Source organism: Enterobacter sp. (assembly GCF_977039595.1).
Genome location: NZ_CDRQYH010000006.1, coordinates 72,960 through 92,954 on the forward strand (window position 1 = coordinate 72,960; position 19,995 = coordinate 92,954).

Annotated in this window: 20 protein-coding genes and 1 other annotated feature; of the genes, 10 read left to right on the plus strand and 10 right to left on the minus strand. The window is 48.3% G+C overall.

Translation table 11 applies throughout. The annotated features are described in order from the left end of the window. Positions 1-2 precede the first annotated feature (2 nt). From wzx to ugd, 7 genes are all read left to right on the plus strand, one after another. Positions 3-1,343, plus strand: coding sequence for an O-unit flippase-like protein (wzx, locus tag ACWYRJ_RS03630; protein WP_455507433.1), 1,341 nt, complete (start codon positions 3-5; stop codon positions 1,341-1,343). 70 nt (positions 1,344-1,413) lie between these two features. Beyond that, the gene (locus ACWYRJ_RS03635; RefSeq protein WP_455507434.1) at positions 1,414-2,529 is read left to right on the plus strand and encodes a hypothetical protein; all 1,116 of its coding nucleotides are present in this window, start codon (positions 1,414-1,416) and stop codon (positions 2,527-2,529) included. Positions 2,530-2,537: 8 nt separating this feature from the next. Further along, positions 2,538-3,656 (plus strand): glycosyltransferase family 4 protein, encoded by a 1,119-nt coding sequence (locus ACWYRJ_RS03640; RefSeq protein ID WP_455507435.1) that lies wholly within the window; start codon positions 2,538-2,540, stop codon positions 3,654-3,656. A gap of 15 nt (positions 3,657-3,671) precedes the next feature. Further along, entirely contained in the window at positions 3,672-4,709 is a 1,038-nt protein-coding gene (locus ACWYRJ_RS03645; protein ID WP_455507436.1) for a DUF1972 domain-containing protein, read from the plus strand. 35 nt (positions 4,710-4,744) lie between these two features. After that, positions 4,745-5,416, plus strand: a complete 672-nt coding sequence (locus ACWYRJ_RS03650) for an acyltransferase (RefSeq protein ID WP_455507437.1) — start codon at positions 4,745-4,747, stop codon at positions 5,414-5,416. A gap of 150 nt (positions 5,417-5,566) precedes the next feature. Then, positions 5,567-6,973 (plus strand): NADP-dependent phosphogluconate dehydrogenase, encoded by a 1,407-nt coding sequence (gene gndA / locus ACWYRJ_RS03655; protein WP_025913289.1) that lies wholly within the window; start codon positions 5,567-5,569, stop codon positions 6,971-6,973. 226 nt (positions 6,974-7,199) lie between these two features. Then, a complete protein-coding gene (gene ugd, locus ACWYRJ_RS03660) occupies positions 7,200-8,366 on the plus strand; it encodes a UDP-glucose 6-dehydrogenase (protein WP_133294762.1) in 1,167 nt (388 codons plus the stop codon). A 47-nt stretch (positions 8,367-8,413) separates the two neighbouring features. Here the strand turns inward: ugd and ACWYRJ_RS03665 are convergent, their stop codons facing one another. Continuing rightward, positions 8,414-9,418: an NAD-dependent epimerase gene (locus ACWYRJ_RS03665; protein WP_087822844.1), complete on the minus strand. Its 1,005-nt coding sequence runs from the start codon at positions 9,416-9,418 to the stop codon at positions 8,414-8,416. 191 nt (positions 9,419-9,609) lie between these two features. On the opposite strand from ACWYRJ_RS03665, the gene wzzB reads away from it, so the two are divergent. Further along, on the plus strand, positions 9,610-10,590 hold the full coding sequence (wzzB, locus tag ACWYRJ_RS03670) for an LPS O-antigen chain length determinant protein WzzB (protein WP_455507438.1): 981 nt from the start codon (positions 9,610-9,612) through the stop codon (positions 10,588-10,590). A 40-nt stretch (positions 10,591-10,630) separates the two neighbouring features. On the opposite strand, the gene hisIE is transcribed toward wzzB, so the two are convergent. From hisIE to hisL, 9 genes are all read right to left on the minus strand, one after another. After that, positions 10,631-11,242, minus strand: a complete 612-nt coding sequence (gene hisIE, locus ACWYRJ_RS03675) for a bifunctional phosphoribosyl-AMP cyclohydrolase/phosphoribosyl-ATP diphosphatase HisIE (RefSeq protein ID WP_133294760.1) — start codon at positions 11,240-11,242, stop codon at positions 10,631-10,633. Then, complete coding sequence (gene hisF / locus ACWYRJ_RS03680; RefSeq protein WP_111966136.1) at positions 11,236-12,012, minus strand: imidazole glycerol phosphate synthase subunit HisF; 777 nt, start codon at positions 12,010-12,012, stop codon at positions 11,236-11,238. Before hisF ends, hisIE begins: the two co-directional genes overlap by 7 nt. Next, complete coding sequence (gene hisA / locus ACWYRJ_RS03685) at positions 11,994-12,731, minus strand: 1-(5-phosphoribosyl)-5-[(5-phosphoribosylamino)methylideneamino]imidazole-4-carboxamide isomerase (protein WP_111966137.1); 738 nt, start codon at positions 12,729-12,731, stop codon at positions 11,994-11,996. Before hisA ends, hisF begins: the two co-directional genes overlap by 19 nt. Continuing rightward, positions 12,731-13,321: an imidazole glycerol phosphate synthase subunit HisH gene (hisH, locus tag ACWYRJ_RS03690; RefSeq protein ID WP_127731590.1), complete on the minus strand. Its 591-nt coding sequence runs from the start codon at positions 13,319-13,321 to the stop codon at positions 12,731-12,733. Before hisH ends, hisA begins: the two co-directional genes overlap by 1 nt. After that, positions 13,321-14,388, minus strand: coding sequence for a bifunctional histidinol-phosphatase/imidazoleglycerol-phosphate dehydratase HisB (gene hisB / locus ACWYRJ_RS03695; RefSeq protein WP_127731588.1), 1,068 nt, complete (start codon positions 14,386-14,388; stop codon positions 13,321-13,323). The genes hisH and hisB overlap by 1 nt, the downstream gene beginning before the upstream one ends. Beyond that, positions 14,385-15,446 carry a histidinol-phosphate transaminase gene (hisC, locus tag ACWYRJ_RS03700; RefSeq protein ID WP_111966140.1) on the minus strand — a complete coding sequence of 354 codons (1,062 nt, stop codon included), beginning with the start codon at positions 15,444-15,446 and terminating at the stop codon, positions 14,385-14,387. Before hisC ends, hisB begins: the two co-directional genes overlap by 4 nt. Next, a complete protein-coding gene (gene hisD / locus ACWYRJ_RS03705; protein WP_455507439.1) occupies positions 15,443-16,747 on the minus strand; it encodes a histidinol dehydrogenase in 1,305 nt (434 codons plus the stop codon). Before hisD ends, hisC begins: the two co-directional genes overlap by 4 nt. A gap of 5 nt (positions 16,748-16,752) precedes the next feature. After that, positions 16,753-17,652, minus strand: a complete 900-nt coding sequence (gene hisG, locus ACWYRJ_RS03710; protein WP_000886595.1) for an ATP phosphoribosyltransferase — start codon at positions 17,650-17,652, stop codon at positions 16,753-16,755. Positions 17,653-17,697: 45 nt separating this feature from the next. Continuing rightward, positions 17,698-17,821, minus strand: a sequence feature (His leader region). Then, entirely contained in the window at positions 17,797-17,847 is a 51-nt protein-coding gene (gene hisL / locus ACWYRJ_RS03715) for a his operon leader peptide (protein WP_001364200.1), read from the minus strand. It overlaps the preceding feature by 25 nt. Positions 17,848-18,022: 175 nt before the next feature. On the opposite strand from hisL, the gene ACWYRJ_RS03720 reads away from it, so the two are divergent. Further along, positions 18,023-18,847 (plus strand): SDR family oxidoreductase, encoded by an 825-nt coding sequence (locus ACWYRJ_RS03720; protein ID WP_111966141.1) that lies wholly within the window; start codon positions 18,023-18,025, stop codon positions 18,845-18,847. Positions 18,848-18,888: 41 nt separating this feature from the next. Further along, positions 18,889-19,818, plus strand: coding sequence for a LysR substrate-binding domain-containing protein (locus ACWYRJ_RS03725; RefSeq protein ID WP_111966142.1), 930 nt, complete (start codon positions 18,889-18,891; stop codon positions 19,816-19,818). Positions 19,819-19,995: the final 177 nt, after the last annotated feature.

Below are 19,995 nucleotides of genomic sequence, written 5' to 3' on the forward strand. Positions count from 1 at the left end.
AAATGCTCAGGGTTTTTATTAAAAACATTCAATTGATGGTAGGATTAATAAACCAATCATGTAATATTATTGTCCCATTTGTAGTAACTTTTGCATCTTTAAAAATACTGCCTCAAGAAGAGGGTAGTATATGGTTAATGTTTTTATCTATGGTGATTCTGGTAAGTCTTTTTGATTTCGGTTTATCGCCTACAATAATTAGAAACGTTAGTTATGTTATTGCAGGAGCACAACATTTATCAAAAAATAACTTAGATAAAATAGAGTTTAGTGATGCGGTTTCCTACTCGCTTTTGGGACGCTTAATAAGCGATATTAAATTAATATATAAAAAGCTAACATTTCTCGCGATATTAGTGATTACAGTCTTTGGTGGATGTTATTTTTTCATTGTTGCTCCAAAGGATATTCTGCTTGATACTCTAATATCATGGATGATATTCAGTACGGGATTATTGCTGAGCTTATATTATCTTTACTACACTCCTGTTTTGAGTGGGTTTGGCGAGATACAGTATGCTAATCTTTCAAATATTTATGGTCGACTGAGTTGGTTGGTATTTAGTCTATTATGCATACCAATTGGATTGAATCTAATAAACTTGTCTCTTTCTTTCCTTCTTTCTGTTGTTGTAGCAAGAATATCCTGTCTTTATTTCTATAATCGCAATTCTTATACAAAGGAAATAAAAAAAACAAAGCCTGCAAAGGAATCAACAATTCCTTATATATCTGGCAGTGCTATTAAACTAGGTTTAGCTACGGCAGGAAATGTGGTTATTAATCGCGCTCCAATTATAATCGCGGGCGTTGCATTTAGTCTGAATATTGCAGGTGAGTTTACATTAACTATGCAAATATTCCTGGCGATTATTTCAGTAAGTAACGTCTACTTGGCAGTAAAAATACCAAGATTATCTCAATTGGTGATAAGAAATGAAAGGCTCGAAATAAATAAAATGGTTGTTAAGATCATATTTATTTCCATTGCTCTTTATTTAACAGGGGTCATTGCTTTTGCTTGTTCCTCTGATTTAATTATAAAAATAACAGGTGCAAAAGTTGGTTTCTTAGAGAAAAAATATATTTTATTATTAGGTGTTGTTTTACTTTTAGATTTAAATCATAACATATGCGCATCTATTTTGACTGCCGGCAATAAAATCCCATTTGTTATACCTGTTATAGCTTCAGGCATCTTGATTGCCCTTGTAGGTTGGCTATTTGCTGTTGTATTTAATATGGGGGTTGCGGGTCTTATTTTAGCTCAGGGGATTATTCAGTTAAGTTACAACAATTGGCGATGGCCACTTATGGTATATCAAGATTATATCAAAAAATGAATGTTGAACGAACTTATATTTATGAGTGCGCTGAGTGAAAATAAATCTAGACTTACCTTGTGAGGTAAAAATGACCAATGTTAAATTAATTCTATTAATGGTTATTTCAGCCAGCGCCCATTATTTAGGAATAATCGCTTACTTAGCATTAAGTATATTGATAATAATTAATGTAATAAAAAATAGTCTGACAATAAGACGAATTTTTATAATCATTGCTTTTTTAACAATATTTCTGTTAAATTCAGCATCCACTCTATATTCAGGCTTAACCATTGACTCTGTCGTGTGGAATTTTTTCCTCCAAATGATTTTTTTATTGTCATTGGATTATAAGAAAGAAAATTCCTTGTTGGTGCTTGAGGCCATTAAATGGCAAATAGTAGTATCTTTTATATTAGGTTTGATTGGACTTGCGGGGATTAATAAATCAATGTTAATTGACGCGGGATCGGCTAAAGGATTCTCAGGGTTCTACGCTCTTACAGGGATATTTGCCACACCTCAATTGCTTGCGAGTGCATGTATTGCGTTTCTGATATTTAAACCAATTATAAGATGTGGGGAGTCAGAAAATAAAAAAAATAATAACTTCATCAGATATGTATCCTTAAGTGTTTTATTGGTCAGCTTAAATAGAGTCAATATTGTCTTTTTTTTGTTGTGGAAGTTAATAAAACCACTTTATAAAAAACTCGGCGGCAATGTCATCTTATTTTTATTGGCATTGCTTGGGGTAACTCTTTTCTATATTGCAATATCATTTTTATCATTAGATAGTACTATCTTACAAACTATCCAAAGTCGTATGGCATTGATTCAAGGGGTAATATCGATAATTAATTTTAATGATGTTTGGCAAATACTATTTGGAATGTTTAATACTATAACTTTTTATTTGCCTGAGTACCTAATAGATATTTCATATGTTGAAAATGGTTTTCTTTTTATTTTTAAGTATTTCGGTTTGTTTGGTTTGATGACTTATTTGTCATTTTCGATCTTAATCTTCATAACGCTTTTTAAGCGAAATAAGGTATTGGCATTTTACGCGGCATTCTATCTACTTATAGTTCAAAACTTTACGAATGAATTTGTATCTATTATTTTCCCGCAAATCATTTATTTATTAATGTACTGTGCGTATGCGGATAATCGAAGTACGATACAACAAAGAATAGGGTAATATTGTACATGAAAAGAATTGCTATTTTTCATCCTGTAGACGACAGCTACGGGGCCAGCAAGATTTTAGCTTATGTGATAGATTTTCTATCGGAACAATATATTTGTGATGTCTACATTCCAAAAAATAATAAAGTCATAGAAGGAATGCTAACAAATCAAAAAAATATAAATTTTTATGAGTTGCCTTCACTTCCAGTCATTCATCGGGGTATGTATAACATCAAAGGTGTCTTTAAATGGGTATTTATGAACATTAAATTATATTTCCTTATGAAAAAATTGCGAGGGAATTATGATCTGATATACATAAATACATTGGCGCTTTTCAGTATTGTTGTTATAGCAAAACTATTGAATATAAAAAGTCTTGTTCACTGTCATGAGTATTTAAATGGTAGTTTTTACGGTCGATTGATTAAAAAGACAGTTCAACACTGCGCAACTGTAATCGTAAGTGTGTCTAACCATGTTGCTTCATACATTTCAGATTTTAAATCGAATAGCTACGTCATTCATAATGGCATACCTGATCTTAGTCTTAAAAAGACAGCCCCTCTTAATAATGGTTTTGTTAACTTTGCCATGGTTGGTAGAGTGATGCCTGAAAAAGGGCAATGGTTTTTGTTAGATGCTTTGAAAGCCACACCTAAAGAAAATTTAGCAAAAATAAAAGTTCATGTGTATGGCGATGCTCCGCCGACAAGAAAGGAATTGATGTCGAAATTCATTGAGGACATAAACCTGGCAGGTTTGAGTGACACTGTTATTGTATATGGGTTTGATCCTGAAGCATCTGAAAAAATTCAGCAATTGGACTGTTGTCTTGTACCATCACTAATGCAGGATCCCTTCCCGACGACAGTTTTGGAAGCAATGAGAGCTTCAAAAATAGTTATTGCAACTAACCATGGTGGTGCCAAAGAAGTTATTAATAGTGGAGTTAATGGATTTTCCATAAATCCAAATGGTGTAGAACAACTATCTTCTGTGTTAAGTAAAGTTGCTTGTATGTCAGTTGATGAAAGAGAATTGATAGGTAAGAATGCCAGAGAAACTTACTCTAATGAATTTACTGTTGAACAGTTCAAAAAACGCTTTCTTACTACATTAGGTTTATACTTGTAATATTTTGGGTTTGCAATGAAAAAAATTCATATAATTGGTACCGTAGGGGTTCCCGCTTGTTATGGCGGGTTTGAAACTTTAGTTGATAATCTATTAGATGATACTAACTTTGATATTACTGTATATTGTAGCTCGCATACATACAAAAACAGTAAAATTGTTAATTATAAAAAAGCAAAACTAGTATATGTTCCATTAAATGCAAATGGTATACAGAGTGTTGCCTATGATATGTATTCTATGATGTATGCTATTTTGAAAAAAGCTGATGTGATCCTGATTTTAGGTGTTTCCGGATGTGTTTTTTTACCTGTTATCCGAAGAATGAGTAATGCTAAAATTATTACGAATATTGATGGCTTAGAGTGGCGGCGGGATAAATGGAATTCCTTTGCGAAGTCATTTTTAAAAAAATCAGAAGAGTTAGCCGTTAAATATTCTGATGTCGTCATTTCAGATAATAAAGCTATTGCTGATTATGTCAAAAGCGAATATGGTTGTGAGAGTAAAGTTATTGCTTATGGTGGTGACCATGCAGTTAATAGTGGCTTTGCTTCGATAGATAAGAATTATGCATTTACAGTATGTAGAATTGAACCTGAAAATAATATCGCAATGATACTAAAAGCTTTTAGTATGGTTCGTAAAAAATTAATAATAGTTGGAAACTGGAATAATAGCAGGTATGGTATGGATTTGCGTGAGGAATATAAAAATTTTAGTAATATACAGATGCTAGATCCCATATACGATACCGCCAAATTAGCAGAGCTACGTGCATTTTGTTCATGTTATATACACGGGCATTCTGCCGGTGGCACTAATCCCTCATTGGTTGAAATGATGCATTTTGGTAAATCTATAATCTGTTTTGATTGTAGTTACAATAGAGAGACTACAGAACATAGAGCGGTTTATTTCGAAAATGAACTGGCATTATCTGAAATAATAAAGTCCGGAGAGTGTTTTGGCAATAATAAACATATGCTTGATATTGCTAGAGAAAAATATACTTGGGAAAAAATACGCAAGCAATACTATGAACTATTTTAATATTGATTAAATTTTTATATAAGCATGGAATGAATATGAACATTAGCAAAATACTCTCTTCATTATCATATGATGACGAATCATTTAATATTGGAGTGTTGTTTCGTGTTTTATTTATGACGATTAGAGGTGGGTGGCTTTCCATACTTTCCTTGAACAGGATCGCTTTTCCTGTATTTGTGTCAAAGAATGTTAAGGTAGTTGGTCCCTACAAAAACATTAATACTGGTAAATATGTTAAAATTGAGTCTGATGTCATAATCCAAACGGAAGCAATTAAAGGGATAAAAATTGGGAGATCTTGTACTATTGGTTCTGGTACAAGTATTAGACCATCCAGTTATTATGGTGGGGATAGAGGCGAAGGATTGGTTTTAGGAGATCGCTCTGCTATTGGAATTAATTCTTATATAGGCTGTTCTGGTTATATTGAGATCGGTGATGATGTTATTATTGGGCCGCATTTCACTATTATATCTGAGAACCACAATTTTTCTGATCGGAAAAGAAAAATAAAAGAACAGGGTGTAAGGCGCGCTAATATCAAGATTGATAATGATGTTTGGATTGGCTGCAATGTCACTGTTCTTGCTGGGGTAAATATTGGTGGCGGAAGTGTTATTGCTGCAGGCTCAGTCGTTACCAAGTCGTTTCCACCAAACTCTCTTATTGGTGGTGTTCCCGCGAAGTTAATAAAAACAATATAAAATTAAAGAATTCTTTCTGAGTTTTAACGCCAAATTAAGATATTTAATAAATAAATTATATCTATTTATAGTTGAAGTAAGCTAGGATAATATAGAAGTATATTGAACAACCGCGTGTGCCGCGGTGACCACACCTGACAGGAGTATGTAATGTCCAAGCAACAAATCGGCGTCGTCGGTATGGCAGTGATGGGGCGCAACCTGGCGCTCAATATCGAAAGCCGTGGTTATACCGTCTCCGTTTTCAACCGCTCCCGTGATAAGACCGAAGAAGTCATTGCCGAGAACCCTGGCAAGAAACTGGTTCCTTTCTATACGGTGAAAGAGTTCGTTGAGTCTCTGGAAACGCCTCGTCGTATCCTGTTAATGGTGAAAGCTGGCGCAGGTACCGATGCAGCTATCGACTCCCTGAAGCCTTACCTCGAAAAAGGTGACATCATCATTGATGGCGGTAATACCTTCTTCCAGGACACCATTCGTCGTAATCGTGAACTTTCTGCTGAAGGTTTTAACTTCATCGGTACCGGTGTTTCCGGTGGTGAAGAGGGCGCTCTGAAAGGCCCATCCATCATGCCTGGCGGCCAGAAAGAAGCATACGAACTGGTTGCGCCTATTCTGACTAAAATCGCTGCTGTTGCAGAAGATGGCGAGCCGTGTGTGACTTATATCGGTCCTGACGGTGCCGGTCACTATGTGAAAATGGTGCATAACGGCATCGAATACGGCGACATGCAGCTGATTGCTGAAGCTTATTCCCTGCTGAAAGGCGGTTTGAACCTTTCTAACGAAGAGCTGGCTGAAACCTTTACCGAGTGGAACAAAGGCGAACTGAACAGCTACCTGATCGATATCACCAAAGATATCTTCACTAAAAAAGATGAAGAAGGTAAATACCTGGTTGATGTGATTCTGGACGAAGCAGCGAACAAAGGCACCGGTAAATGGACCAGCCAGAGCTCTCTTGATCTGGGCGAACCGCTGTCACTGATCACCGAATCCGTCTTCGCGCGTTACATCTCTTCCCTGAAAGAGCAGCGCGTTGCGGCATCTAAAGTGCTGTCTGGCCCTCAGGCTAAACCAGCGGGTGATAAAGCCGAATTCATTGAAAAAGTGCGTCGTGCACTGTACCTGGGTAAAATCGTCTCTTACGCGCAGGGCTTCTCTCAGCTGCGTGCGGCATCAGACGAGAACAACTGGGATCTGAATTACGGTGAGATCGCGAAGATCTTCCGCGCGGGCTGCATCATTCGTGCGCAGTTCCTGCAGAAAATCACCGATGCCTATGCTGAAAACGCCGGTATCGCCAACCTGCTGCTGGCACCGTACTTCAAGAAAATTGCTGACGAATATCAGCAGGCGCTGCGTGATGTGGTTGCCTACGCTGTCCAGAACGGTATCCCGGTTCCGACCTTCTCTGCTGCAGTAGCCTATTACGACAGCTACCGTGCGGCTGTTCTGCCAGCTAACCTGATTCAGGCACAGCGTGACTACTTCGGAGCGCATACTTACAAACGTACCGATAAAGAAGGCGTGTTCCATACCGAATGGATGGAATAAGTTAACTTACTCGCTGTCATCAAAACCCGGAGCCTGTCTCCGGGTTTTTTTATGCAAAAAATGTCGCCTGTTATTCGAAGTAGTCTGAATCTCGCCCCGCTCATAGTGATTACTCCTGGTTTGCCTTGACAGTTCAGTTTGCCAGGAGGTACAAAGCCCAACAGTTATGTTTATCGCGATGGTCTGGTGGCCATCAGTACAGTTAACTCACAGAAGTCATTAGCGAATGAAAATAACAATCTCCGGAACAGGGTATGTCGGTCTTTCTAACGGCATTCTGATTGCCCAGAATCATGAAGTGGTTGCGCTGGATATCGTGCAGGCCAAAGTGGATATGCTCAATCAGAAGAAATCGCCGATTGTGGATAAAGAAATCCAGGACTATCTCAGCAATAAATCGCTGAATTTCCGCGCCACGACAGATAAAGAAGATGCATACCGCGATGCGGATTACGTCATCATTGCGACGCCTACTGACTACGATCCTAAAACCAACTATTTCAACACCTCAACGGTAGAAGCGGTAATCAAAGACGTTATCGCGATCAACCCTGATGCGGTGATGGTGATTAAATCGACCATCCCTGTCGGTTTTACCAAATCCATTAAAGAAAAATTCGGTATTGATAATATCTTCTTCTCGCCGGAATTCCTGCGCGAGGGGAGAGCGCTTTACGATAACTTGCATCCTTCGCGTATCGTTATTGGCGAACGTTCTGAGCGCGCTGAACGTTTTGCTGCGTTGCTACAGGAAGGGGCGCTGAAGAAAGATATTCAGGTGCTGTTTACCGACTCCACTGAAGCTGAGGCGATCAAGCTCTTCGCGAATACCTATCTGGCAATGCGAGTGGCTTATTTCAATGAACTGGACAGCTACGCAGAGAGCCTCGGACTGAATACCCGTCAGATTATTGAAGGGGTATGTCTCGACCCACGCATTGGCAACCACTATAACAACCCGTCATTTGGCTACGGTGGCTATTGCCTGCCAAAAGACACGAAGCAACTGCTGGCAAACTATCAGGCGGTGCCGAATAATCTCATTTCGGCGATTGTTGATGCGAACCGTACCCGTAAAGATTTCATCTCCGACTCCATCCTCGCGCGTCAACCCAAAGTGGTGGGCGTATATCGTCTGATCATGAAGAGCGGTTCCGATAATTTCCGCGCTTCTTCTATTCAGGGGATCATGAAGCGCATTAAAGCCAAAGGGGTTGAGGTTATCATCTATGAGCCTGCCATGCCGGACGATCAGTTCTTCAATTCTCGTGTGATCCGCGACCTGGATGCATTCAAGAAAGAAGCCGATGTCATCATTTCAAACCGCATGGCTGAAGAACTGGCTGACGTAGCGGACAAAGTCTATACCCGCGATCTCTTCGGTAGCGACTAATTCTCATGCTCCATAAAAAACCCGGCGGATAAGCCGGGTTTTTATTTTCAGACTTTGTAAAACTCGCGGTACCAGTTAACGAAGTTTTTCACTCCATCCTTAACCGAGGTTTGCGGTTTAAATCCGATCACCTCATAAAGAGCCTGTGTATCGGCACTGGTCTCCAGAACATCCCCTGGCTGGAGAGGCAGCATGTTTTTCTCTGCTTTTGTACCCAGCGCTTCTTCCAACGCGGTAATGTAGTCCATAAGTTCGACCGGCGAGCTGTTACCAATGTTGTAAACGCGATACGGCGCGGAGCTGGTCGCCGGGGAACCGGTCTCAACGGTCCAGTCTGCATCAGCCTGAGGAATAACATCCTGCAGACGAATAATGGCTTCGGCGATGTCGTCGATGTATGTGAAGTCGCGCTTCATCTTGCCGTAGTTGTAAACGTCGATGCTTTTGCCTTCAATCATCGCTTTGGTGAATTTAAACAGCGCCATATCCGGACGGCCCCATGGACCATACACGGTAAAGAAGCGCAGCCCGGTGGTCGGCAAGTTGTAAAGATGCGAATAGGTGTGCGACATCAACTCGTTGGCTTTTTTAGTCGCGGCATAGAGCGAGACTGGGTGATCCACGGAGTCGTCAGTGGAGAAAGGCATCTTGCGGTTGAGACCGTATACTGAGCTCGATGAGGCATACAGAAGATGCTGAACATTGTTATGGCGGCAGCCTTCCAGCACGTTGAGATGCCCAATAAGGTTGGCATCAGCATACGCGTGCGGGTTTTCCAGGGAGTAGCGCACACCCGCCTGCGCGGCAAGATGAATCACACGATCAAACTTCTCAGCCGCGAAAAGCGTGGCCATACCTTCCCGGTCGGCTAATTCCAGCTTGTGAAAGGTGAAACGCTCAGATTTTAACAGTTCCAGGCGTGCCAGCTTCAGGTTGACATCGTAGTATTCATTGAGGTTATCGATACCGACAACCTGATGACCAGCCTCAAGGAGGCGTTTACTGACATTTGCACCGATAAAACCTGCGGCACCCGTGACCAAAAATTTCATAGCTTCCCTCATAAACCCTATTCTTTAGATGCCGTAACGCATCACATGGCGTCTATGATAGCGCGAAGGGGGTTAGTTACATAACCCATCTTTCCGATATTACTCATCGGATTCTTATAGAAAAATCGCCAGTAATCGATAAACTATACAAACTTAATTATGTTTGCCCTTTTTTATCAGTTAGGGATTGTATGACGCAAAACAACAATGGCCAGGTCAGCAGAAGCAATGACCCTGAGCAAATTGATTTATTTGATTTAGTGTTCCAGCTGTGGCGTGGGAAGTGGGTGATAGCAGCCTTTGTTGTTGTTTGTATCGCCCTGGCAATTGGATATTTATCCGTTGCAAAAGAAAAGTGGACCTCTAGCGCAATTATTGCACAACCTGACGCAGCTCAGATTGCCAGCTATTCTAATGCGTTGAATATCCTGTATGGTACCGCCGCACCTACAATGAATGACAACCAAACGCGTGCTATCGGCCGTTTTAGCTCATCATTCTCGGCGTTGTCGCAGGCGCTTGAAAACCAGGCTGTACCTGAAAAACTGACTATTGAGCCCAAGGTTAAAGACCAGCCATTCCCGTTAATTGTATCGTATACCAGTTCATCGGCAGAAGCCGCGCAAAAGCAGCTGGCGCAGTACATCCAACAAGTCGATGAGCAGACTGCAAAAGAGCTAGCTCTTGACCTTAAGGACAATATCAAAGAGCAGATCAAGACTCTGAATGATTCTCTGCATAACCAGGAGAAGGTCGCTCAGGAGCAGAAAGATCTGCGTATCAAACAGATTGCTGAGGCGTTGAAGAACGCAGAAGCGGCGAAAATTACCTCTCCACAGCTCCAGCAGACACAGGATATAACTCAAGAGACGTTATTCCTGCTGGGAAGCGAGGGGCTGAAGTCGATGATTGACAATGAAGCTTCTCGTCCGCTGGTCTTCTCAACGGCTTATTACCAGACCAAGCGAAACCTCCTGGACATCCAGAATCTGAACGTAAACCCGGAAACGATCCACGTTTACCGTTATGTTATGAAGCCGGAACTCCCTGTACGTCGTGACAGCCCGAAAACAGCTATTACGCTTATTCTTGCCGTGCTGCTTGGCGGGGTGCTTGGTTCAGGTGTGGTATTAGGCCGCAACGCATTGCGCAACTACAAACCAAAAGCCTGATTTGCAGATAAAAAAAACCGGGGATATTCCCCGGTTTTTTTTATTTGTGCCGTTTGCGAAGATTTTCTATCACCGCCGTCAAATCCAGCTCCTGATCCTGCAGCAGCACCAGCAGGTGATACATCAGGTCCGACGCTTCATTCGTCAGCTCCTCGCGGTCATGCACCGTCGCGGCCAGCGCGGTTTCAACGCCTTCTTCACCTACCTTCTGCGCAATACGCTTGGTTCCGCTGGCGTACAGCTTTGCGGTATACGAACTTTCAGGGTCAGCCGTTTTACGCTCTGCCAGCAGCTTTTCCAGTTTATACAGGAACAACCACTGGTGGCTCGCCTCGCCGAAGCAGCTGCTTGTGCCCTTATGGCAGGTTGGGCCGATTGGGTTTGCCAGCACCAGCAGGGTGTCGTTATCGCAGTCTGGCGTAATGCTCACTGCATTCAGGAAATGACCCGAGGTCTCGCCTTTGGTCCACAGGCGCTGTTTCGTGCGGGAGTAGAAGGTCACTTTGCCGCTGGCGAGCGTTTTCGCCAGCGCGTCCTGGTTCATATACCCCAGCATCAGCACTTCGCCTGAGACGGCATGCTGGACAACCACCGGCAGTAATCCGTCCGTTTTTTCCCAGTCCAGCTGCGCCTGTTGTTGCTCTGTTAACATACCCTGATCTCCACGCCCTGGTCGGCCAGGTACGTTTTTAACTCACCAATATTAATAATCTGCTTGTGGAACACGGAAGCGGCCAGCGCGCCGTCCACGTTCGCATCGCGGAAGGCTTCCAGGAAATGTTCCATGGTGCCCGCGCCGCCGGAGGCAATCAGCGGAACGTGGCAGACCTCACGAACTTTTTTCAGCTGTTCGAGGTCATACCCGTTACGCACGCCATCCTGATTCATCATGTTGAGGACAATCTCGCCAGCGCCACGCTTCTGCACTTCCTGCACCCAGTCGAGCGTTTCCCACTGCGTCACGCGCGTGCGGCTTTCATCCCCCGTGTACTGGTTGACGTGATACTTGCCCGTTGCGGCGTCATACCAGGTGTCGATCCCAACCACAATACACTGCACGCCAAAACGATCGGCAAGGCGGGTGATCAGCTCCGGGTCGGCCAGGGCAGGGGAGTTGATGGAAATCTTGTCGGCGCCAAACGAGAGGATTTTGGCGGCGTCGTCAGCGGACTTAATTCCGCCCGCCACGCAGAACGGAATGTCGATCACTTCCGCCACGCGTTCCACCCAGCTTTTGTCAACCACGCGGCCATCGCTGGACGCGGTAATATCGTAGAACACCAGCTCGTCTGCGCCTTCATCAGCATAGCGTTTTGCCAGCGGAACGATGTCGCCAATGATCTCGTGGTTGCGGAACTGCACGCCTTTCACGACCTGGCCGTCACGTACGTCCAGGCAAGGGATTATCCGTTTTGCCAGCATTGAATCGCCTCCGTCACAGTAAATTTACCTTCCAGCAAAGCCCGGCCCACAATCACACCCTGCACACCGGTACCGCGCAGCGCGGCTACGTCGCCTATATCACCGATACCGCCGGAAGACTGGAACGCTATCTGCGGATAACGCGCACAAACCTCTTCATAAAGCGAGACGTTGGAGCCAGCCAGCGTGCCGTCGCGGGAGATGTCAGTGCATAACACGTGCTTCAGGCCAACGGGCAGATAGATATCAACCAGCTCTTCCAGCGTCACGCCGGAGTTTTCCTGCCAGCCGCTGACGGCCACCTGCTTGTTGCCCTGTTCGTCAATACGCACGTCCAGCGCCAGTACAAGGGCGTCGGCGCCAAAGCGGCGGAACCAGCCCTTCACCGTCTCAGGATCTTTCACGGCGGTCGAACCTACCACCACGCGGGCCACGCCAGCGTCCAGCAGCGCCGCGACGTCATCTTCCGTACGCACACCGCCGCCAACCTGTACCGGCACATCAACACCCGCAACAAGTTGTTTAAGCAGCGGGATCTGGCGTTTCGCCGGGTCTTTCGCGCCCGTCAAATCCACAAGATGCAGTACCTGCGCACCCTGGGCGGCATAATCCTGCAGACGCGGCAGCGGATCGTTTCCGTAGTCTCGCTGCTGCCCGTAATCACCCTGATGCAGACGGACAACCGTACCATCAATTAAATCTAACGCGGGAATAATCATCACATCTCCAGGAAGTTTTTCAGCAGCTGCGCGCCCGCGGCGCCAGAGCGCTCCGGGTGAAACTGCACGCCGAAGAAATTGTCTTTCTGTACGGCTGCCGTAAACGCCTCGCCGTAAGTGCACTGGGCGATCGTATTCACGTTCACCGGCATGGCGTAGCTGTGCACGAAGTAAAAATACGCGCCGTCTTCGATGCCGCGAAACAGCCTGTCGCCCGCTTTGGCGTAAACGCGGTTCCAGCCCATATGCGGCAGAGGCAGACCGTGGTCAGTCATTTTCGGCACGTCTTCGTCAATAATGCCCAACAGGTCAACGCCGTTATTCTCTTCGCTGCGGCGGCCCAGGATCTGCATGCCCAGGCATATGCCCAGCACCGGCTGGGTACAGGCCTTGATCAGATCGATCAGATCGCGTTCGCGAATCTGATCCATTGCAGCCTGCGCGGTACCTACGCCCGGTAAAAAGAGTTTGTCGGCTCGCAGCACCACGTCCGGGTCACGGCTCACCACCGGCTCGTAGCCGTGGCGCGCAATGGCCGATTTTACGGAGTTCAGGTTGGCGCATCCGGTATCCAGAATCACCACATTCATTACAGTACTCCTTTCGATGAAGGCAGGGCGTCACCTTCCACGCGAATTGCCTGGCGCAGGGTACGACCAAAGGCTTTGAAGAGACTCTCCACGCGGTGGTGGTCGTTCTTACCTTTGGTCTTCAGGTGCAGCGTCAGGCCCATGGTATAAGACAATGAACGGAAGAAGTGCTCCACCATTTCGGTGCTCAGATCGCCCACGCGCTGGTAATTGAAGTCTGCTTTATATTCCAGGTGCGGGCGACCGGAGATGTCCATGGCGCAGCGCGCCAGACACTCGTCCATCGGCAGGACAAAGCCAAAACGGTTAATGCCGCGTTTATCACCGAGCGCAAGCTTCAGTGCTTCACCCAGCGCCAGGCCGGTATCTTCCACGGTGTGGTGATCGTCGATGTAGAGATCGCCTTTTACCGTAATTTCCATGCGGAAACCGCCGTGGGTGGCAATCTGGTCGAGCATGTGGTCGAAGAAACCTACGCCAGTATGGATCTTGCTGCCGCCTTCGCGGTCCAGCCAGACCTTCACATCAATCTGCGTCTCTTTGGTGTTACGTTCAACGTGCGAGTAGCGGTCGCGTTTTGTCAGCTGCTCACCAATCATCGTCCAGTTCAGGTTGTTGCGGTCATATCGCAGTCCCGCGATGCCCATGTTTTCCGCCAGCGTAATATCGGTTATGCGATCGCCGATAACATAGCTGTTGGTTTTATCCAGCGCATCTTCAGCCAGGTAGCGCTCAACCAGCTTCACCTTTGGCTTACGGCAGTCGCACTCGTCGGCCGGCATGTGCGGGCAAATCAGCACCTCATCAAATACCACGCCCTGAGAGGTCAGCACCTGCATCATTAAATTATGCGGGCCGTCAAAGTCTGCCTGCGGGAAGCTGTCGGTACCCAGACCATCCTGATTGGTGATCATCACCAGCCTGTATCCGGCTTTTTGCAGCTTGAGCAGCACCGGGATCACGTCCGGTTCAAAGGCCAGCTTGTCGAATCGATCGACCTGAAAATCGGCTGGAGGCTCCGAAATAAGGGTGCCGTCACGATCGATGAAAAGGATCTTCTGGGTCATACTTTCTCCGCTTTCAGGGCGTCAATTACGCGCTGGCTCTCTGCGCGGGTGCCGACGGTAATGCGCAGGCATCCGCTCAGGGAAGGTTGTTTATTCTGGTCTCGTAAGATAATGCCCTGATCCCATAAAGATTTAAATACGGCACTCGATGCGGTGAAGCGTACCAGGATGTAGTTGGTTTCCGAGTCGAACACCTGCTCCACGCACGGAATATCCTTCAGGGCAGTCACCAGATACTGACGTTCCTCCAGGATTTGCGCCACGCGCTCGCGCATCGCGTTGATCCCCTGAGGCGTCAGCGCCTGTGCCGCAATATCGGCAACCGGCGTTGAGAGCGGGTACGGGGCGATCACCTTCAGCAGCAGGTCGATGACCTCTTTATTCGCCAGCGTAAACCCGCAGCGCAGGCCCGCGAGGGCGAAGGCTTTTGACAACGTGCGCAGCACAACGAGATGCGGATACTCTTCCAGCCAGCCCGTCAGCGTCGCCTGCGGGCAGAACTCGATGTAGGCCTCGTCGGCCACCACCAGCGCTTTACCACGGGTCATCTCCAGCAGGGTGCGGATATCCTGCGGGTTAATAATCTGCCCGGTCGGGTTGTTTGGGCTGCAGACGAAGACGACCTTCACGCCGTCGAGATTGTCGGCAATGCCCTGCAGATCCAGCTGCCAGTTCTCCAGCGCCTGCACGTTGCGGCACGCCACGCCGAAGGTTTCCGCGCTGACGCTGTACATGCCGTAGGTAGGTTGACAGTACATTACCGCGTCTTTGCCCGGCTCGCAGAAGGCGCGGATCAGCAGTTCAATGCCCTCATCCGCGCCGCGGCTGACCAGCACCTGCTCTGGCTTCACGCCCGCGTACTGCGCGTAGTTTTCAATAACCGCCTTCGGCTGACACTCCGGATAGCGGTTCAGCGTTTGCTGCGACAGCTCGAACTGCACCGCAGTCGGGAATTCGTTAGCGTTCAGCCAGACATCCCCTTTTCCGCCCAGACGACGCGCAGACTGATAGGGCGTCAGGCGACGGACATTTTCGCGGGCTAATTCTTCAATGTTCATGCTTGCTCCTTCAGGGCTGCAACGCGCAGCGTAACGGCATTTTTGTGGGCGGTCAGGCGCTCGGCGGCAGCAAGGGTTTCAATGGTCGAGGCCAGTGAGGCAAACCCTTCGCGGGAGAGTTCCTGCACGGTCATGCGCTTCTGGAAATCCGCCAGGCCGAGGCTGGAACAGGTTGAGGTGTAGCCGTACGTTGGCAGCACGTGGTTGGTGCCGGAGGCGTAATCGCCCGCTGACTCCGGTGACCAGTCGCCGAGGAACACCGAGCCCGCGCTGGTAATGCTGTCGACCAGATCGCGCGCGTTGCGGGTCTGAATAATCAGGTGCTCCGGGCCGTACTGGTTAGAAATGGCAATGCACTGCTCCATATCGCGCGCCACAATCAGGCGGCTGGCCGCTAACGCCTGGCGTGCCGTTTCGGCGCGGGGCAAGTCGGCAAGCTGACGCTCAACGGCTTCGCCCACGCGTTTTGCCATGTTGGCGTCCGGCGTCAGCAGGATGACCTGCGAGTCCGGGCCGTGTTCCGCCTGTGAAAGCAGGTCGGATGCCACGAAATCCGGCGTTGCGCCGCTGTCGGCAATCACCAGCACCTCAGACGGGCCGGCAGGCATATCGATGGCCGCGCCGTCCAGACGCTGGCTGACCTGGCGCTTGGCTTCGGTAACATACGCATTGCCCGGACCAAAGATTTTGTCGACCTTCGGAATGGATTCCGTGCCGAACGCCAGGGCAGAAATCGCCTGCGCGCCACCCACTTTATAGACCGCCTGCACGCCGCACAGCTTCGCCGCGTAGAGGATCTCGTCGGCAATCGGTGGCGGCGAGCACAGCACCACTTTCTGACACCCGGCAATCCGCGCGGGAGTCGCCAGCATCAGTACGGTGGAGAAAAGCGGCGCAGAGCCGCCGGGAATATAGAGGCCGACGGACGCAACCGGGCGCGTTACCTGCTGGCAACGCACGCCGGGCAGGGTTTCGACATCTACGGTCTGCAGCTTCTGCGCGGTATGGAAGGTATCAATGTTTTTCACCGCAACAGCCATTGCCTGCTTGATGTCGTCACCCAGACGATTGCTGGCATCAGTGATTTCCTGATCGGTAACCTGTAATGCGCCGACTTCCGTCTTATCAAACTTCGCGCTGTATTCACGCAGCGCGTCATCGCCACGGGCTTTGACGTTATCCAGGATCTCAGCCACGGTGCGCGAGATGCTTTCAGAGGCGGAAATCGCCGGGCGCATCAGCAGCTCGCGCTGCCGTGCGTCGCTACAGGTATTCCAGTCGATGATTGTGTTAAAGCTCATGGCCATTACTCCATCATCTTCTCAATCGGCAGCACCAGGATGGAGCTTGCGCCCAGCGCCTTCAGTTTTTCCATGGTTTCCCAGAACAGGGTTTCGCTGCTCACCATGTGCATCGCCACGCGCTGCTGATCGCCCGCCAGCGGCAGGATGGTTGGGCGCTCAGCGCCCGGCAGCAGGGCAATCACTTCATCCAGGCGCTCGGTTGGGGCGTGCATCATGATGTACTTGGATTCACGCGCCTGAATGACGCCCTGAATACGGGTCAGCAGTTTGTCGATCAGCTGTTGCTTGGCGTCGGCCATCTCGCCGTCGCGCTGAATCAGGCACGCTTTGGAGCGGTAGATCACTTCCACTTCGCGCAGGCCGTTCGCTTCCAGCGTCGCGCCGGTAGAGACCAGGTCACAGATGGCGTCCGCCAGACCCGCACGCGGCGCCACTTCAACGGAGCCGTTCAGCAGGCAGGATTTAAACTGCACGCCTTTCTGATCCAGATAACGCTTTAACAGGTGAGGGTAGGAGGTGGCAATACGTTTGCCGTTCAGCGCGGCCGGGCCGTCCCAGGCTTCATCAACCGGCGTTGCCAGCGACAGGCGGCAGCCGCCGAAGTCCAGACGACGCAGGGTGAAGTAACGCGGGTCTTCGCCCTGCGCGCGGCGGGTCAGCAGCTCTTCTTCCAGCACGTTTTCCCCGATGATGCCGAGGTCAACGACGCCATCCATGACCAGGCCGGGAATATCGTCATCACGCACGCGCAGAATGTCGATGGGCATGTTTTCAGCCAGAGCAATCAGGCGCTGGGTGTGCAGGTTAATTTTAATCCCGCAGCGGGCCAGCAGTTCGCGTGAATCGTCACTCAAACGGCCTGATTTTTGAATAGCTATGCGTAAACGTGAGTTATCTAACATTCTTTATTCCTCGTTAACCTGTTTTAACCTGTCTGAATTCGGTCCAAAAAAAAGCCCCCGGAAGAAGATCTTCCGGAGGCTTTTTCATGCGTTCATGCACCACTGGAAGATCCAAACGTCTTCCAGCACACATCGCCTGAAAGACTAGTCAGGATGATGGTGATGATGGTGGTGTTTAAATTGAACGCGTGTCATATAAATTCTCGATGAATGCTTATTCATTTGATGTCTTTTAACCTAAACCAGTTGTGCGACATATTGCAAGGGCTTTTTTTGATCATTAATTCATTTCATATTGATGCTATGAATTGTGTGTTCTGCCGGGCTGGCGTAGCCTTATGAAAGACGAGTAAGAGTCAGGAGAATTCGCATGAAAAAGGTCGCGATTGTCGGTTTAGGATGGCTGGGAATGCCGCTGGCGATGTCATTAGCCGCGAAAGGCTGGCAGGTGACCGGGAGTAAGACCACCCGAGATGGGGTCGAAGCGGCGCGCATGTGCGGTATTGATGGCGTTGAACTGCGTCTGGAGCCGGAACTGGTGTGTGATGCGGACGATCTGGACACGCTGATGAACGTCGATGCGCTGGTCATTACGCTACCCGCGCGGCGCAGCGGCCCGGGCGAATCATTTTATCTGCAGGCGATGCAGGAGATTGTCGACAGCGCGCTGGCGCATCACGTACCGCGCATTGTTTTCACCAGCTCGACGTCGGTCTATGGCGATGCTGAAGGTGTGGTAAAAGAGAGCTCCGAGCGACGTCCCGTTACGGCGAGCGGTCAGGTCCTGAAAGAGCTGGAAGACTGGTTGCATAATCTTCCAGGCACGCAGGTTGATATCGTGCGTCTGGCAGGATTGGTGGGGCCTGGACGCCATCCGGGACGCTTTTTTGCCGGAAAGACGGCGCCAGACGGCCAGCACGGCGTGAATCTTGTCCATCTTGAGGATGTTATTGGCGCGATTGAGTTACTCTTACAGGCTCCGAAAGGCGGACACATCTATAATATATGTGCACCGTCTCATCCAGCGCGCAGCACCTTTTACCCGCTGATGGCACGTCAGCTTGGCCTGGCTCCGCCGGTCTTTAGTGAGGCAAAAGATGACAGCAAAGGCAAAATTGTTGATGGCAATCGCATTTGTCATGAGCTGGGGTTTGAGTATCAGTATCCCGATCCGCTGGTGATGCCCATGGAATAAGACCAGCAGCGGAGACGATCGCACACCAGAAGGGGGCGAGCATGAAACCGCTGCTGGATGTTCTTATTATTCTGGATGCACTGGAAAAAGAGGGGAGCTTTGCCGCTGCGTCGGCAAAGCTCTACAAAACCCCGTCTGCGTTGAGCTATACCGTTCAAAAACTGGAAAGCGATCTCAATATTCAGATCCTCGATCGCTCCGGGCACCGCGCACGTTTTACCCGAACCGGACAGATGCTGCTGGAAAAAGGCCGCGAAGTTCTGCATACCGTTCGCGAGCTGGAAAAACAGGCTGTTAAGCTCCATCAGGGATGGGAAAACGAGCTGGTTATTGGCGTGGATGATACCTTTCCATTTTCTCTCCTGACGCCGCTGATTGAAGCTTTTTATCAACACCACAGCGTGACCCGTCTTATCTTTATAAATGGCGTGCTGGGTGGCTCCTGGGATGCTTTAACCCAGGGCAGGGCGGATATTTTTGTCGGTGCACTCCATGAGCCTCCCCAGCTGAGCGATTTTGGTTTTGCCCGGCTCGGCGTGCTGGAGCAGGTATTTGCCGTGGCGCCCCATCATCCCCTGGCTCAGGAACCAGAGCCTCTTAACCGTCGTATGATTAAAGGCTACCGCGCGATTGTGGTGGGGGACAGCTCTCGTCCGGAATGTTCGGCCTCCTCGCAGCTGCTTGATGAGCAGGAGGCCATCACCGTTTTCGACTTTAAAACCAAGCTGGAGCTACAAATAAGCGGCCTGGGCTGCGGCTATTTGCCCCGCTATCTGGCGCAGCGGTTTATTGACAGCGGTGCGCTTGTTGAAAAACAGGTACTTGCTCAAAACAGCCATGAGTCGGTGTGGGTGGGCTGGAATGAACAGACCGCCGGGCTGGCCAGTGCCTGGTGGCGCGACGAAATTTTAGCAAATAGTGCTATCGCCGCTGTTTATGCTCAGGGCAGCGTCGAGAAATCAGCCAGTTAGCAAAAAGAAAATTACCCGCTGCGTTGCAAAGTATTGCCTTTTGTATCCGATGTGGGGCAAAATGCCGCCGCTGCAACCAAATGAATAATCGACGATATAAAAGGCGTCGGTTATTTTTTTTTGCATGTACGAAACGAAACTAAAAACCAAGAGGCCGGGCTTCGTACCGGATAGATA